The organism is Psychromonas sp. SR45-3, from assembly GCF_014163575.1.
In the GTDB taxonomy this organism is placed as follows: Bacteria; Pseudomonadota; Gammaproteobacteria; order Enterobacterales; family Psychromonadaceae; genus Psychromonas; species Psychromonas arctica.
The window spans coordinates 14,831-31,416 of sequence record NZ_JACJDP010000023.1 but is presented as its reverse complement, the minus strand read 5'-3'; the positions used below and the strand labels follow the sequence as shown (position 1 = coordinate 31,416).

The 16,586-nt window shown below is 38.7% G+C and carries 14 protein-coding genes and 4 tRNA genes; 3 read left to right on the top strand and 15 right to left on the bottom strand.

What is annotated here, in order from left to right; genetic code table 11:
• Positions 1–165 precede the first annotated feature (165 nt).
• Positions 166–1,587, bottom strand: coding sequence for a signal recognition particle protein (ffh, locus tag H5084_RS12765; protein ID WP_182690714.1), 1,422 nt, complete (start codon positions 1,585–1,587; stop codon positions 166–168).
• Between the two features lie 147 nt (positions 1,588–1,734).
• Between ffh and H5084_RS12760 the strand changes: the two genes are divergently transcribed.
• Entirely contained in the window at positions 1,735–2,523 is a 789-nt protein-coding gene (locus tag H5084_RS12760; protein WP_182690713.1) for an inner membrane protein YpjD, read from the top strand.
• A 214-nt stretch (positions 2,524–2,737) separates the two neighbouring features.
• Here the strand turns inward: H5084_RS12760 and H5084_RS12755 are convergent, their stop codons facing one another.
• Positions 2,738–3,445, bottom strand: coding sequence for an endonuclease (locus H5084_RS12755; protein WP_245600421.1), 708 nt, complete (start codon positions 3,443–3,445; stop codon positions 2,738–2,740).
• A gap of 397 nt (positions 3,446–3,842) precedes the next feature.
• Here H5084_RS12755 and H5084_RS12750 point away from each other — a divergent pair, with 397 nt between their 5' ends.
• Entirely contained in the window at positions 3,843–5,117 is a 1,275-nt protein-coding gene (locus H5084_RS12750) for an HlyC/CorC family transporter (protein ID WP_182690712.1), read from the top strand.
• A gap of 442 nt (positions 5,118–5,559) precedes the next feature.
• Positions 5,560–7,122, top strand: a complete 1,563-nt coding sequence (focA, locus tag H5084_RS12745; RefSeq protein ID WP_182690732.1) for a formate transporter FocA — start codon at positions 5,560–5,562, stop codon at positions 7,120–7,122.
• 77 nt (positions 7,123–7,199) lie between these two features.
• Here the strand turns inward: focA and H5084_RS12740 are convergent, their stop codons facing one another.
• From H5084_RS12740 to csrA, 13 genes are all read right to left on the bottom strand, one after another.
• Positions 7,200–8,123: a LysR substrate-binding domain-containing protein gene (locus tag H5084_RS12740; protein WP_028869139.1), complete on the bottom strand. Its 924-nt coding sequence runs from the start codon at positions 8,121–8,123 to the stop codon at positions 7,200–7,202.
• Between the two features lie 131 nt (positions 8,124–8,254).
• Positions 8,255–8,764, bottom strand: coding sequence for an S-ribosylhomocysteine lyase (gene luxS / locus H5084_RS12735; RefSeq protein ID WP_028869140.1), 510 nt, complete (start codon positions 8,762–8,764; stop codon positions 8,255–8,257).
• An 89-nt stretch (positions 8,765–8,853) separates the two neighbouring features.
• Positions 8,854–9,468, bottom strand: coding sequence for a hypothetical protein (locus tag H5084_RS12730; RefSeq protein WP_028869141.1), 615 nt, complete (start codon positions 9,466–9,468; stop codon positions 8,854–8,856).
• A 174-nt stretch (positions 9,469–9,642) separates the two neighbouring features.
• Positions 9,643–11,223 carry a glutamate--cysteine ligase gene (gshA, locus tag H5084_RS12725; RefSeq protein ID WP_028869142.1) on the bottom strand — a complete coding sequence of 527 codons (1,581 nt, stop codon included), beginning with the start codon at positions 11,221–11,223 and terminating at the stop codon, positions 9,643–9,645.
• Between the two features lie 151 nt (positions 11,224–11,374).
• Positions 11,375–11,788 (bottom strand): YqaA family protein, encoded by a 414-nt coding sequence (locus H5084_RS12720; protein ID WP_182690711.1) that lies wholly within the window; start codon positions 11,786–11,788, stop codon positions 11,375–11,377.
• Positions 11,789–11,950: 162 nt separating this feature from the next.
• Complete coding sequence (locus tag H5084_RS12715) at positions 11,951–13,069, bottom strand: sodium ion-translocating decarboxylase subunit beta (protein ID WP_220485959.1); 1,119 nt, start codon at positions 13,067–13,069, stop codon at positions 11,951–11,953.
• A 22-nt stretch (positions 13,070–13,091) separates the two neighbouring features.
• Positions 13,092–14,900, bottom strand: a complete 1,809-nt coding sequence (gene oadA / locus H5084_RS12710) for a sodium-extruding oxaloacetate decarboxylase subunit alpha (RefSeq protein WP_028869145.1) — start codon at positions 14,898–14,900, stop codon at positions 13,092–13,094.
• A 32-nt stretch (positions 14,901–14,932) separates the two neighbouring features.
• Positions 14,933–15,190 (bottom strand): OadG family transporter subunit, encoded by a 258-nt coding sequence (locus H5084_RS12705; protein WP_182690710.1) that lies wholly within the window; start codon positions 15,188–15,190, stop codon positions 14,933–14,935.
• Between the two features lie 537 nt (positions 15,191–15,727).
• Positions 15,728–15,804 (bottom strand) — tRNA-Arg (locus tag H5084_RS12700).
• 78 nt (positions 15,805–15,882) lie between these two features.
• Positions 15,883–15,959, bottom strand: a tRNA-Arg gene (locus H5084_RS12695).
• Positions 15,960–16,024: 65 nt separating this feature from the next.
• Positions 16,025–16,101, bottom strand: a tRNA-Arg gene (locus H5084_RS12690).
• An 18-nt stretch (positions 16,102–16,119) separates the two neighbouring features.
• Positions 16,120–16,212 (bottom strand) — tRNA-Ser (locus tag H5084_RS12685).
• Between the two features lie 175 nt (positions 16,213–16,387).
• On the bottom strand, positions 16,388–16,573 hold the full coding sequence (csrA, locus tag H5084_RS12680; RefSeq protein ID WP_028869147.1) for a carbon storage regulator CsrA: 186 nt from the start codon (positions 16,571–16,573) through the stop codon (positions 16,388–16,390).
• Between the last annotated feature and the right edge of the window lie 13 nt (positions 16,574–16,586).

Below are 16,586 nucleotides of genomic sequence, written 5' to 3'. Positions count from 1 at the left end.
ACCACCTGCTTCTGTAGAAAGCCGCAAAATTATACTCTTATTTAGAAAAAGAACAATCAAAATCACAGTTAGCAATCAATTCAAACGGCTAAAATATAAAAAAACCCCGTTGAATAAGATTCAACGGGGTTTCTAAACAATCCTAACATTGTGCTTGATTATGTTTTATTTTTTACGGAAACCGCCTAAACCAGGCGGTAATCCAGCGCCTCCCATGCCCGGCATACCGCCGCCCATACCAGGCATCATGCCTTGCATGCCACTCATCATTTTACGCATGCCACCGCCTTTACCGGCCATTTTCTTCATCATTTTTTGCATTTGCGTAAACTGTTTAAGCAGTTTATTCACATCTTGAATTTGCGTACCAGAACCCGCAGCGATACGACGCTTACGGCCACCTTTGATAATTTCAGGCTTGGCACGTTCCTTTTTAGTCATTGAATTGATGATCGCTTCCATTTGATTGGTTGCTTTGTCATTCACTTGATCTTTCATTGCATCAGGAATATTCGACATACCCGGCAATTTATCCATCATGCCCATCATGCCACCCATGCTTTTCATCTGCACTAATTGGTCACGGAAATCTTCTAGGTCAAAACCTTTCCCTTTTTGAACTTTTTTCGCTAATTTAGCCGCTTTATCTTTATCAACTTTAGTTTCAAGTTCTTCGATTAATGAAAGAACATCACCCATGCCTAAGATACGAGACGCAATACGATCTGGATAGAAAGGTTCTAAAGCATCAACTTTTTCACCCATACCGATAAATTTAACGGGTTTACCAGTGATATGGCGAATTGAAAGTGCAGCACCACCACGTGCATCACCATCAGCTTTTGTTAAGATAACACCGGTTAATGGTAATGCTTCATTAAATGCTTGTGCTGTATTAGCCGCATCTTGGCCGGTCATCGCATCTACAACAAACAATGTCTCAATTGGATTAATCGCTGCATGTAAATCTTTAATTTCATCCATCATCTCGCCGTCAACATGCAAACGACCTGCCGTATCGACAATCACAACATCAATGAATTTCTTTTTCGCATGAGCAATAGCAGCATTGGCAATATCAATTGGCTTTTGCGTGATATCACTTGGGAAAAACTCAACACCCACTTCACTCGCTAGGGTTTCTAACTGTTTGATCGCCGCAGGACGGTAAACGTCAGCACTCACGACTAAAACTGATTTCTTTTCTTTATTTTTTAATAACAATGACAACTTAGCAACAGATGTGGTCTTACCCGCACCTTGTAAACCTGCCATTAATAATACTGCTGGCGGTTGGGTCGCTAAATTTAAATTTTCGTTGACTTCACCCATTGCCAATTCAAGTTCGTTTTGTACAACTTTAATAAAGGCTTGGCCTGGGTTTAAACTTTTGGCAACTTCTTGTCCAATCGCGCGTTTTTTGATTGCTTTAATAAAGTCACGAACAACCGGTAAAGCTACATCGGCTTCTAACAACGCCATACGTACTTCGCGTAATGTGCCTTTAATGTTGTCTTCTGTTAATCGACCTTTACCACTGATACTTTTCAGTGACTTCGACAATCTGTCCGTTAAATTCTCAAACATGTTTATGTCTCATAGCTATAAATAATTAGGATTTTGTGTATTATACGCATTTATGCTTTTTCAAAATAGTATTAACTTCTCATCCATTCAATAAAGCTTATAATGAAGGTTATTAAAAGCCATTTTTCTGAGTAAAGGCAGTAATATATGAGTCAACTGGCAACTATCAGTGTTGTATTTTATTTACTAAGTGGCTTACTTGCTAGCCGCCAATTATTTTCACCTCAAGCAAAGTTAAGCTATCAGATTATTACCTTATCAAGTGTCGCACTATTAAGCCACGCTGCTTGGTTATATCAGAACATCTTTTTAATAAATGGTCAAAACTTGCCTATTTTAAATGTTGTTTCATTGGTGAGTTTTTTAATTGCGGCACTGTCACTGGCTATCAACAAAAAAATCAATACCGGCGTTCTGTTGCCAATCGTGTATGGGTTTAATATTATCAATTTTATCGCCGTGGTGTATTTACCAAGTCATTACATTACCCACTTGGAAGATAACCCGCAGGTTGGCTCACATATTATTTTAGCGTTACTCGCTTATGCCATGATGGCCATCGCCAGTTTATTTGCCTTACAATTAGCCTATGTCGATTACCGATTAAAGAAACACAGATCGCCTATCGCAGGGTTGAATTTACCTCCCTTAATGACACTTGAAAAAAGCTTATTTCAGTTTATTTTAATAGGATTTATCTTATTAAGTTGTACATTGGTCACTGGCTTTATGTTTTTAGATGATATGTTTGCAAGTGAAAGCGCGCACAAAGCTGTGCTGACGATTATTGCTTGGGTTATTTATGCGACCTTGTTATGGGGGCATTTCAAGAAAGGATGGCGTGGCCGTTTAGTGATTTACATTACCATCGTAGGCTCATCATTTTTAACACTTGCTTACTTTGGTAGCCGCTTTGTTAGAGAAATTATTCTCTGATCCTTTACGCCAGCATGTTCACAGCTAAGTGATACCATCTTGTTATGATAAGCAGTTAAAAAAGATAAACAGCTATCAGCACTCAACAAGATGGTTTACATTCTTGTTGCCTTAAGAAGCCTCTACACCCCATTAAAATAATGCCATTAAACTGATTTCATTAGAACGGTTTCATTAAATAGTGTGTAGTTTATTAAACTCAATTTGATGGGGACTAGTTTAGTCCAGCAGCTTGGCAACTTTGCTGTACTATTTCGTTATTGTTGCCCTGTATTTTTTGAATACGTTTAGCACGTTCGCATTCCCATGCATTAACGGGATAGGTTTTATGCCAAGCGGTCATTAACTGACGCTGCTGACGACTCATTTTATAACTCGGATAAATAGTATCCATGTATAAATAAGTACGTGCAATCACACCTCGGCTTTGTACAGGCGGCTCTACTTTACGCTTTTCTATTTTCATTGCGCAGCTACCAAAACTACTTTGAACATTGCCTAACATCACAAAGTTATAATTGCTGCGACTTGCATTAACTGACCCAATCGCGGGATATAGATTGTACATATCAGCTTGCATATATCGGTATTCTGCATTGGTCTTTTCTGCGCAACGTCGCCCTTTATAGGCTTTACCCTTGCTCGTCACGCATTGCTTATCACCACTTCGCCATTCAGTAAAGTTACGCCCGAAGTTTTCTGCTGGCACAACATGTTCCCACTCAATGCGTTTTGCTCGTTTTTTGTATTTTTTGCTTTCAAAGCCGGAGCTAGCAATCACATTTTTTTTGCTATCAAACTCTGCATCGCAATATAAAGTGTGACGTTCTTGAGGATCGGTATAGACTTCTTTTTCTAATTTCTTTTTAGCACTAGAAAAGGATTGGATTTGTGTGTTTTCGGCATAGGAAGATAATGACAAAAATAGTAATGTAATAAACAGTAAAGGTTTGATAAGCAGGCCCAATTAGTCAAAAGGCGGCATTATCAATATTAATTAACACACTGACAAGTGATTAACGTCATAAAATGACAATTATTGAGTTTTAATTGAGCATATACAGAATCGTACTCAAGAGTCACATTACAGCTCGCTGATCAGTAGTCGTTAGCGCTATATAAGTTGGCAAATAGCTGAGTAAATAGCTAAGTAAATAGTTTGGAGGATAGATTCGATAATTTTTAATAATTCACATTATCTTGTCAATATATTTTTTTATAGGTTTTTTTAGAAAATCTACTTTGTTATATTTGCATTTCTTCGATAATATCAAGGTCATCATTTTTAATTTTTTTAAAAGCAACTATCGAGAGTACTCTTGAACGAAATACCCACAAGTGCATTATTTATTAGTTTAGTCGTTTTAATCATCATCTCAGCTTATTTCTCTAGTTCAGAAACCAGCATGATGTCTTTAAATCGCTATCGTTTACGGCACTTAGCAGCAGACAAAAACAAAACTGCAATACGTGTTGAAAAACTATTAAACAAACCAGATAAATTGATCGGCTTGATCTTGATTGGTAACAACTTAGTTAATATTTTGGCTTCTGCTATTGCCACTATTATAGGGCAGCGCATGTTTGGTGATGCAGGTATCGCTATAGCGACTGGCGTACTGACATTAGTCATACTGATTTTTGCCGAGGTCACGCCTAAAACACTCGCGGTTTTATACCCTGAAAAAATTGCTTTCCCTAGCTCAGTATTATTAGCTCCTCTACAAAAAATATTAAGCCCCTTAGTTTGGTGTATTAATGGTATTTCTAACGGTTTATTAAGAATATTTGGTATCAGTGTTCATAATCAAAGTGACAATGCATTATCGAGTGACGAATTGCGCTCTGTTGTACATGAAGCCGGATCAATGATCCCTGAGCATCACCAACAAATGCTCTTAAGTATTCTTGAGTTAGAGAAAGTCACTGTCGATGAAATCATGGTGCCACGTAATGAAATTGCAGCGATTGATATCAACCAAGATTGGGATACAATTTTAAAGCAGTTAAAACATCGTACGCATACTATGACTTTGTTATACCGCGACACCATTGATGACTCTATTGGTTTCTTACACGCACGTGACTCGCTATTGATCCTGTTAAAAGAAGACTTCACTAAAACTACATTGTTAAGAAGTGTGCGTGAGTTGTACTTTATTCCAGAAGGCACACCACTGAATACGCAATTGATTAAGTTCCAACAAAACAAAGAACGTATGGGCTTAGTGGTGGACGAATATGGTGATATTCAAGGGTTAGTGACCTTAGCAGACATATTAGAAGAGATTGTTGGAGACTTCACTACAACACATGAACCGCACAGTTCTGAAGAGATCCACAAGCAACAAGATGATAGTTATATTATTGAAGGTAGCTTAGGTATTCGTGATTTGAACAAAGAAATGGGTTGGTCTTTACCTACCGATGGACCGCGCACCTTAAATGGTTTGATCCTTGAACATCTTGAAACGATTCCAACATCAGCAGTAAGTACTCGTATCTGCGGTTACCCTATGGAAATCATAGAAGTTGAAAATAATATGGTTAAGTTAGTGAAAATTATTCCTCATTTATATACTGAGGAAAACTAATATTATCAGTTCATTTAGTATAAAAATCGATTAACCTCGCTATTTTAAGAACACAAAATCAGCTACTTTCTATCAAGCAAGCCAATCGGTTTGCTTTTTTTTACTTTGAATTTAGTGTTTAAGCCCCTCCCCTTAGTCATTTCCCGCCAGAAAAACATTAATTACTGATGACCAGCGCCACCTTGTAGTGACTGGATTAAGCATGTGAACTTGATTGTTACGTTTATTGATATTATTGAAATTGTTGAATTTGTTGAGTTTGCTTTTAAGTATCAATCTTTTTGATTCTGAGAATAAAAACTATCAAATATTCTTTATCTGAAAATGATCGTATTGTTTTTACAACGCATCAATAGCGTTCAATTAATAGTTGAATCCAAGAGGAGATAAACAATGACAACCACTTCATATCATTTTATTGCAGGAGGCTTAGTGATTGCATATGAACCATGCCATTAAACACTTAAATACTAATACGATCCAAGCAGTAGCTAGCTCACACCCTTTAGCGGATGTCAGTAATTATGGCGTACAGAAAGCCAATAAAAGTAAACTTCATTCTTTTGGCTTATCGGTATTTGCAGGTGTTTTTATCGCCATTGCATTTGTTTTTTACCTTACGGTAACGACCGGTAGCGATGCCTCTTCTTGGGGCCTCACACGTTTAGCGGGGGGCACTGCATTTAGTTTAGGCTTAATACTCGTCGTGGTATGTGGAGCAGAATTATTCACTAGTACCGTATTGAGTAGCGTTGCTTGGGCTCAAGGGAAATTAAGTACTCTGCAGTTAATCGGTTGCTGGGCACGTGTTTACCTAGGCAACTTTGTTGGGGCGATGCTGATTTTATTACTTATTTTTGGTGCCAAAATGTATCAACTTGACGGTGGGCAATGGGGTATTAATGCGCTGCATGTAGCACAGCATAAAATCCACCACAGTTGGCTACAAGCCTTTTCATTAGGCGTGCTATGTAACCTATTAGTGTGTTTAGGTATTTGGATGACATTTAGCAGTAAAGATATGCTAACAAAGTCATTCTTACTGATATTACCGGTTGCAATGTTTGTCAGTAGCGGTTTTGAACATAGTATCGCGAACCTATTTATGGTGCCTTTGGGGATTGTTTTACAGCATACCGTACCTGCTGAGTATTTAATCTCATTGGGGTATAACGCGAATAGTTTTGCGGACCTAACAGTGAGTCATTTTGTGCTTAACAATTTAATTCCCGTCACTCTAGGCAATATTGTCGGAGGAGGAGTAATGGTTGGATTAGGGTATTGGTTAATTTACCAAGATGTTCCTATGTCATTAACAAACTCTGCGCCATTAACAAATCCAGTGCCATTAACAACACAATCAATAACACCGACATCACTGACTCACGGATCAACATCAGACCTCGCCACGACCACTTATTTACCATCACAAGGAACACCCATTATGAACAATACATTTTTAACTGACCTAACAGTTGCACAGCTAATGGATACAAAAGCCATCACTTTTTCAGGACAACAAACGGCAACCTCTGCTTTATTGGAATTATCAGCACAGCAAGCGCGTGGAGCAGTTGTCATCAATGAGCAAAAAGAACTACTTGGTTTTGTCTCAGAGCAGGATTTATTACGTAATTGGTGGGCAAATGATTTTGAGTTAGATCAGCAATTAAGTGTCGCTGATGTGATGCAAACTGAAGTCTTAAGTGTTACTCCAGAGCAAAGTATTGCAGAATTAATTGAATTTATGACCGTCGATAAAAGCATCTTATATCCGGTTAGCGATTCAGGTGTTTTATTATCAAGCCAATACCTAAGTTACCATCAACGCCTGAATAAAGCGGCAGCTAAACGACCTTCTATTTATCCAGTGATTGATAATGGTATCGTAGTGGGTACGATCACTCGCCAGCATATTACTCAGCATTTACTGTTACAGATGCAGTTTCAAGAAAAAGGTGTTTCTGAGGTCCAACAAAAAACCACATCGGATCAAGCAGCTTAATATAGTCGTATAACTCACGCTACGTGACTCAAAATGGCATAGCTTAAAGTTATCTGCCTGCTCCATAAAAAATAGAATTAATCGGAAAAATGATTAATTCTATTTTTTTGCAAGCTACGTACTAAACGTTTAGCTTCTGTTATAACGCAATCTTTTAATGGATTTTGCCCTAAATCATCTAACCAAACAAACGATAAACTACGATGCATATCTAATTCAGGTGTGTTCAATATCACTAATTCGCAACGTTCAACTTCTCTTTTTACATCTAACAAGGGTAAACAGCCTAGATAACTGCCATTTTTCACCAATTCTTTAATAACAGGGACACTTTCATATTCTTTCCATACATCAAGGTGGTCAATTAAACCATGTACCGCACTTTCAAAAATACGTCGCGTACCAGCCCCATGCTCTCTTAAAATCCACCGGGCTTGCTCTAACTGCGCAAGGTTAACCACCTTTGAATGTGCGTAAGGGTGATGGGTGTTGGTAAAAATAACTAAATGGTCATCAAAAATAGCTTCTTGAATAACACGACTATCATCATTGCGCCCTTCAATAATACCCAATTCAAATTCATGATTTAGTAATCCTCGAATCACCTCTTCACTATTTTCAACAAAAAGTTCAATGCGTAGTTCAGGAAAGTCACTATCGATATTACTGATTAGTTTTGGCAATAGGTGTTCAGCCGCGGTTTGGCTTGCACACAATGATAAGGTCCCACTGATTAAATGCTGATCTTTTAAGCCTTGATCAATTTGCTGTGCATTCTGGATCAGTTTGCGAGCCTGCGGTCTTAACCATCGCCCCCAATGGCTTAAGGTTAAACGGTTACCATGACGAATGAACAAAGGTCGATCAAGTAAGTTTTCTAGTTGTGCTAAGGACATACTCACAGCAGATTGTGTCATGCATAGGTGCTCTGCTGCACGGCTAACACTTTCATTGCTCGCGATAGCGTTAAAAACTTGTAACTGCTTCAGGGTGTACTTCATGAGAGTCCATTAATGACGTAATTGAGCCCTCAATGTAAAGCATCAGTTTTTTTGATACTTGATATAAAACAATTCACTAAAAAATAAAGCAAAAAAAAGGCTGCAAAGCAGCCTTAATAGTTATCTGATACTTACAGTTGCTGCAATTGCTCTGCAGACAATGAAATATCATCATTTTTATTGATACCAACACCCGCATCTATAATTGCTTGTGCAATCTCTTTTGCTTCAGTTAATGAGTGCATGGCATAAGTGCCACATTGATATTCATTTAGTTCTGGAATTTGATTTTGATTTTCTACATTCAACACATCTTGCATTGCCGCTAACCAAGCTTGACCCACTTGTTGCTCTGTTGGTGCACCGATTAAGCTCATGTAAAACCCAGTACGGCATCCCATTGGTGAAATATCGATAATTTCAACTTGATCACCATTGAGATGATCACGCATAAACCCTGCGTATAAATGCTCTAATGTATGAATGCCTTTTTCAGATAAAATATCTTTATTAGGCGCGGTGAAACGTAAATCAAATACTGTAATAGTATCCTTACTTGGTGTTTGCATGGTTTTAGCAATACGTACTGCTGGCGCTTTCATAATAGTATGGTCAACGGTAAAACTATCTAATAATGGCATAGGGTGTTTCCTTATTACTTAATTAATTATCTATCTATTCATTTCAAGGACCGAGTTTGATCGATTACGTAGAGTATTACACCTACTGGCTAGGTATGAAACAGTCGCCATAACCAACTCGAATCCAAATTTTCTTGGCAACCTTTTAACTGTGTTGCATATTTTTTAGCACGTACATCCACTTTGCGAGAGACTTTTACTAGCCACGCTTTTTTGTTGTAACTCTTACGCTTGTATCCTGTCCAACCCTCATGATAATTCAAATACTGGCCGTAAGCATCCCACTTCGACACACCATTTATTTTATGCGTTTTACTGGTGAACCAGCCCATAAAGTCGATAGCGTCATCAAAATCATCACGATTAGACCAGTCATTACCTGTTTCCCGCTGGTAGTCACTCCAGGTCATGTCTCTGGCTTGTGCATAACCGTAGGCATCACTTGCTCGCCCAATGGGTATAAACCAAAAGTATTGCATCGGTGGCGCGGCATCATGTTTAAAACTACTTTCTTGATACATAATAGCAATCGGCACATGAATGGGAGTCCCCCATCGCTCTTGCATTTTTTTGGAAGCACTATACCAATCCCGATTTTCAAAAAAAATATCACAAATATTTTCAGGATTTTTAGGAGGTGGTGTTGCACAGGCGATTAATGCGATAGGAAAAATTAAAGTGATTATTTTTTTAAATAAATGCATAGCTTTACTTTAAACCTCTCTGTTAATCGCAGAATAACGTGTCATTTTCCTATTTTATTAGCACTAAATGAATAACATCCAAAACAGATTAATAGTTACCTAACACGTTGCGCAGAGAAATTTTAACAGCACGTACAAGGTACATGCTGTTAGGGATAACTCGCTAGGTGCTGTTTATACTTTTTTAGCGTTAGTAAAGTAATCGGTTAAAAAATCAGGAAAACTCAATGTATCTGCAGCTTCAATGGCTTCACGCTTTTCAATTGACGTTTGCTTTTGCTGTGCAAATATCTGCTCAGACCAAATAGAATAAGGTTGCTCTTGTAGCTCGACTTTATACTGTTTTGCCAAACTCAATGCTAATGTCCCATTATCACCCGTAGAATCTTTGATGCACTTTAAAATACGCGCAGAACTGGTTTGCTCTGGGTCTTCAAAACGAGGGCTGATATGTTGCATTGCATTTTGATAACGATTATCCACGCGCTCTTTATCTAATAACGACGCCATTTCAGACAGTTGCTGATTTAACCACTTCCCCCAACCTGCAACATCTTTTGTTTGCTCGGCAATGGTTAAAGTAAGTTCAGGTTCACGACCTCGTGTTACCATTTCATTAAAGTTATCCGCACAGGCTGCGTATTCTTCTTGCGATAACGTTGGTGATTCAACACTTGCACACCAAGTTAAAAATAGATCTAAGAAGTTTACTTGCTCTTGAGTGATACCTAATTTACAAAATGGATTCACATCTAAAGAACGGATTTCAATATATTCAATACCACGTGCTTTTAATGCTTGCGATGGTGTCTCATTAGCTTTTTGAACACGTTTAGCACGAATAGAAGCATATAATTCGTTCTCTATCTGCAAAACATTGTCATTAAGCTGAACATATTCGCCATCTTTGACTATGCCCATCGCAGTAAACTTAGACTCTTTTTTAGATAACGCTTTACGCACGCTATCAAGGTAGGTGTTTAAACTGTTATAGCAGATATTTAAATCTGATTGAGAACTATTGGTATAACCTAAATCACTCAAACGCAATGACGTCGCATAGGGTAAATAAATGGTTCCTTTACCTGTCGCTTCAAAAGGAAGTTTTGTTTCTTTACCTTGTAAAAATGATTTACAAATAGCAGGAGAAGCACCAAACAAATAAGGAATAACCCAACCATAACGTAGGTAATTTCGAATTAATCCCATATATCCAGCAGATTGAGCGGCTTGACCGGTTAGCGGAGATCCATGCAGCTCCCCCCAATTATCCCAAAATGCTGCAGGTAATGAAAAGTTATAATGCACGCCAGAAATAATTTGCATCATACTACCGTAACGGTTTTTAAGACCTTGGCGATAGGTCGTTTTCATTCTGCCAATATTAGATGAACCATACTGTGCTAATTGCACATTATCTTCACTCATCACATAACAAGGCATACTCATTGGCCAAAGGTATTGTTCACTCGGTAAGTTCATAACCACATGATGATGAATGTCATTAAGATAGTTAAAGAGTTGATCTACGCTCGTTGCAACCGGCGTAATAAACTCTAACAGACTCTCAGCAAAATCAGTGGTGATAGAAGTATGTGTAAGTGCGCTACCGTAAGCACTAGGGTGCCCTTCTTGCGATAGCTTACCATCCTCGTTCACACGTAACGTTTCGCGTTCTATACCACGACCGAATGCAATGAAGCTCTCAGGATGCTCGCTGAGGAAATTAATACGCTGTTGAAAGTTCTTAGCCAAGTGTAAACCCCTAGGTGATTTTTTTAGAGCGCTAACTCTACCACCTAAATTAGTTGAACTAAATAAGCATTTAATAGAAACAAGAAAGCAGTACTTAGAACAGTAAAAAATTGGTGTTTTGTTAAGCGTTTTTACTCCCGAATCAAGAGTGTTATGGAAAAATAAGGAATAAAAACATTAAGAACAAATAACGCAGACTTTTACCAATCACGATATTGATAAAAGCACGTCCTCTGGAGAGCTTAAGCCAACCAGCAAACAAGCAGATCACATCACCTACGATAGGCAGCCAACTTAATAATAATGCAACATTTCCCCACTTTTGACAGAACAATAATGTTTTGGGGTATTTTAAAGCCGCCTTTTCCTGTCCAAAATTAATATAATAACCAAGTAAGTAAGTCACTACTGCGCCTAAACTATTACCTATGGTTACAGCAAAAAAAAATTCCCATTTCAAAGATAACTGTTGCTGCAAGTAGTAAATAAACAGCACTTCAGAGCCACCTGGAAATAACGTTGAGGAGATAAAACCACTGCTAAATAGCAGCCAATAATCATTCATATATTTTTCTTAAAAATGTCAAAGTTAATTATCTATATTGTAGGAAACACCTAAATAACGCCTATCCTTATTTTTGCTTTTAAGAATAAGTATTGATCCCCCTATAAAAAAGGCCACTAAAAAGTGGCCTTAATTAATAAGTATCATTTGTTAACAGCTTATCTAGCCAACAATCGCTAATAGTACACCAGCTGCTACCGCACTCCCTAATACACCGGCCACGTTAGGACCCATAGCATGCATTAATAAGAAGTTATGTGGATTTGCTTCTAACCCAACTTTATTAGCAACACGCGCGGCCATCGGCACCGCAGACACTCCAGCTGCACCAATCAAAGGATTGATTGGACTTTTTGAGAAACGTCCCATTGCTTTAGCCATCAATACACCAGAGGCAGTACCAATCGAGAAAGCAATTGCACCTAACCCTAAAATACCCAATGTTTCTAAGTTCAAGAACTTATCTGCAGATAGTTTAGAACCCACGCCTAAGCCTAAGAAAATCGTAACAATATTAATCAGTTCATTTTGAGCAGTTGAACTTAAACGGTCAACAACACCAGACTCTCGCATTAAATTACCTAAACAGAACATGCCAACCAATGGCGTAGCTGCCGGTAAAAATAAGATAGTCATGAACAATACCGCTAACGGGAAGATAATTTTTTCTTTCTTACTGACCGGGCGTAACTGTTCCATTTTAATTTGACGCTCTTCAGGCGTGGTTAATGCACGCATGATCGGCGGTTGAATAATAGGAACCAATGCCATATATGAGTAAGCAGCAACCGCTATTGCACCCAGTAAGTCAGGGGCAAGTTTAGACGCTAAGAAAATAGCCGTCGGCCCATCAGCACCACCTATAATGGCAATCGCAGACGCATCAGCAAGCGTAAATTCAAAACCAGGTACTAAGTTTAATAAAATAGCGCCAAATAACGTCGCAAAAATACCAAACTGTGCAGCTGCACCTAAAAATAAAGTTTTAGGATTAGCAATCAAAGCACCAAAATCAGTTAATGCGCCCACCCCCATGAAGATAATTAACGGGAACACCCCCGTTTCAATACCAATATGGTAGATGTAATAAAGCATGCCTCCTTCATCATTAAAACCTGCATTAGGGATATTCGCTAAAATAGCCCCAAAACCAATCGGTAGTAATAATAAAGGCTCAAACTTACGCGCGATCGCTAAGTACAATAGCAACCCACCGACGGCCATCATCACTAATTCAGGCCACTGAAAGTTTGCAACTCCCGTATCGGCCCATAGTGTCATTAATCCATTCACGTTATCTTCCTTAACCTATTACAAACAGTGAGTCACCGACATTCACAGCATCGCCTTCTCTGATGTTAACGGCTTGCACTGTGCCTGATTTTGGAGCACGAATTTCAGTTTCCATTTTCATCGCTTCCATAATCACCAGTACATCACCTTCGTCGACGTGGTCACCTTTGTTTACCAGTACTTTAAAGATATTACCCGCTAAAGGTGCCGGCACATCCTCACCTTCGGCATCAGCAGTCGCTGCAGGTGCAGCAGCGTTTGCCGCAACCGTTGTATTCACCTGTGCAGCATTAGCTTTAACTGGTGAAATACCGTCGATACTACCTTCTGGCCCCACTTGTACATTAAACAGCTGTCCATCAACTGAAACAGAGTAAGACTCTGGCGAATTTTTCGCTTTAGCAGGGGCATTAGCAACTTTCATATCATCAGCGCTTGGTACAGGCTCAAATGCATCAGGGTTATTGCGATTTTCTAAGAATTTAAGTCCGATTTCAGGGAACAACGCATAAATAAGAGCATCATCAATCTCATTGTCAGCAACTTTAACGCCTTTTTCAGCCGCTAATTTTTTGAACTCAGCTTCGATCGATGCCATTTCTGGCTTAAGATTATCCGCTGGGCGACAAGTAATTGCTTGCGCGCCATCTAATACTTTAGCTTGTAATTCGGCATTAACAGGTGCAGGCGTTGCGCCATATTCACCTTTTAATACACCAGCTGTTTCTTTAGTGACATTTTTATAGCGCTCACCCATCAATACATTGATTACAGCTTGTGTGCCAACAATTTGAGACGTTGGTGTCACTAAAGGAATTAAACCAAGATCTTCACGAACGCATGTAATTTCTTTTAATACTTCGTCCATCTTATCTGCAGCACCTTGCTGTTTAAGTTGGCTTTCCATATTAGTTAACATACCGCCCGGTACTTGTGCTATCAAAATACGTGGGTCAACACCTTTCAATTCACCTTCAAATTTCACATATTTTTTGCGTACTTCGCGGAAATAAGCAGAGATATCTTCTAGTTTATGTAAGTCCAACCCAGTATCACGCGGCGTACCCTCAACAATAGAAACTAATGTCTCCGTTGGTGAATGGCCGTAAGTCATACTCATTGAAGAGATAGCACTATCAATAATATCAACACCCGCATCAATCGCTTTTTGTTGAGTCGCTAAACTAAGACCTGTTGTTGCATGGCAATGCAAGGCTAATGGGATATTGGTGCAAGCTTTAATTTTTGTAACTAACTCTTCTGCAACATAAGGTTTTAATAAACCAGCCATATCTTTAATACAGATAGAGTGCGCGCCCATGTCCTCCAGACGTTTCGCCATATCAACCCAACCATCGATGGTATGGACTGAACTCGTCGTATAAGAGAGAGCCCCCTGAGCATGAGCACCAACTTCAACAGCCGATTTAATCGCCGTCTCAAAGTTACGCACGTCATTCATGGCATCGAAAATACGAAATACGTCTACGCCATTAGTATGTGCACGTTCGACAAACTTCTGTACCACATCATCAGCATAATGGCGGTAACCTAATAGGTTTTGGCCTCTTAACAGCATTTGTTGTGGTGTATTTGGCATCGCCGCTTTTAAAGCGCGAATACGATCCCAAGGATCTTCACCTAGATAACGAATACATGAATCGAAAGTAGCACCACCCCAAGTCTCTAAAGACCAATAGCCTACTTTATCTAATTTCTCTGCGATGGGTAACATATCGTCAATACGCATACGTGTTGCAAATAATGATTGGTGTGCATCACGTAAAACAACTTCGGTGATTGCGAGAGGCTTAGACATATTCACTTGCTCCTTTATTGATTCTTTGTCCATTAAACTGCTCGTGCTTTGCGGTATTGTTGCACTGCACTAGTGATCGCAGCGATTACTTGAGGGCTTACTTGTGTTTGATTAGCAGCTTGTGTAGCAACGGGTGCTTTACGCTTAGCTGAAATGACAGGTTTGTCTGCAGGGATATATTTAGCCATTAGATTTATACAAATAAATAATAAACCTAAAAACATATAAACAAATGCCATGCCGAGACCCAATAGCATAAATGCAGTGACTAAAGATCCTGTAATATCCATAAATGTACCCTTTCCTTTTCTAGATACACACTGAAACAGCCATTCAACAGATTAAAAATGAATATTTATTCATATCTAATAAGTATTTAATATGCTGTTAACAGTGAGTATTGAATACTGATCACGATTAAATCCATGTAAATAATAAACATCAACCACCAGATTACTTGATTTAATACGCGTTGAACATATGTATTTTCAGTAAAATAGTGTTTCACAGGCGCTTATTATAGTGGTTTTGGCTAAAAAATGAAAGCAATGGAATTTGACTCAACTTCCATAGTTTGCATTTAGCAATTAATAGTCTAGTAAAGGTGAAAGCAAGCGAGGTTAAACTTGTGACTTAAATATAAAATTAAGTGACTATTTATGCAAAATTATAAAAAAAACATGCATTTTTAGAGAGAAAATAAGTATAAAAAAAGAAATATAGTCATTTATTATGATTAAACATTCAAATAAAGTTGAATTTACAGGGACTATATAAGATTAAATAAAATAAGATGGAATAATAATAAAAGCGAAAAACTAAAGAAATGGTGCGGGTGAAGGGATTCGAACCCCTGACCGCCTGGTTCGTAGCCAGGTACTCTATCCAGCTGAGCTACACCCGCATGGTGCTTAATATTATTGGGAATAATATTAATAAGCTCTAAAAACAAAAAAACTTACTTTCGTAAGCTTGTAAAGAATGGTGCGGGTGAAGGGATTCGAACCCCTGACCGCCTGGTTCGTAGCCAGGTACTCTATCCAGCTGAGCTACACCCGCCGCGATATTCTTTATGTTTTTATTTCAATTCTTAAGCTCACCGTCTTTTCGTGCAAATAGAAAGATGGTGCGGGTGAAGGGATTCGAACCCCTGACCGCCTGGTTCGTAGCCAGGTACTCTATCCAGCTGAGCTACACCCGCTTTAAGAATCTACAAGAATGGCGGTGGAGGAGGGATTCGAACCCTCGAACAGGCTATAAACCCGTTACTCCCTTAGCAGGGGAGCGCCTTCGGCCACTCGGCCACCCCACCGTCGTCTTGTTGGCGCACATATTACTGTCTTCTGAAAACAAGTCAAACCTTTTTAGCATAATAATTTACTGCTTGCTTGCTAATTAAACAAACTGCTTGTTTTTTATCTGTTACGGTTGAATTTTAGACATAAAAAAAGAGCAATTAAGCTCTTCTTTAAATAACAGTTCACTGTCTATTCTGAACTGGCTGCGTTCTTTTCAGCTTGAATACGCATATAAATCTCTTCACGATGCACTGATACATCTTTTGGCGCATTAACACCGACACGTACTTGGTTACCTTTAACACCTAAAACAGTAACGGTCACGTTGTCACCAATCATAAGAGTTTCGCCTACACGGCGCGTTAAAATTAGCATATCCTGCTCCTAA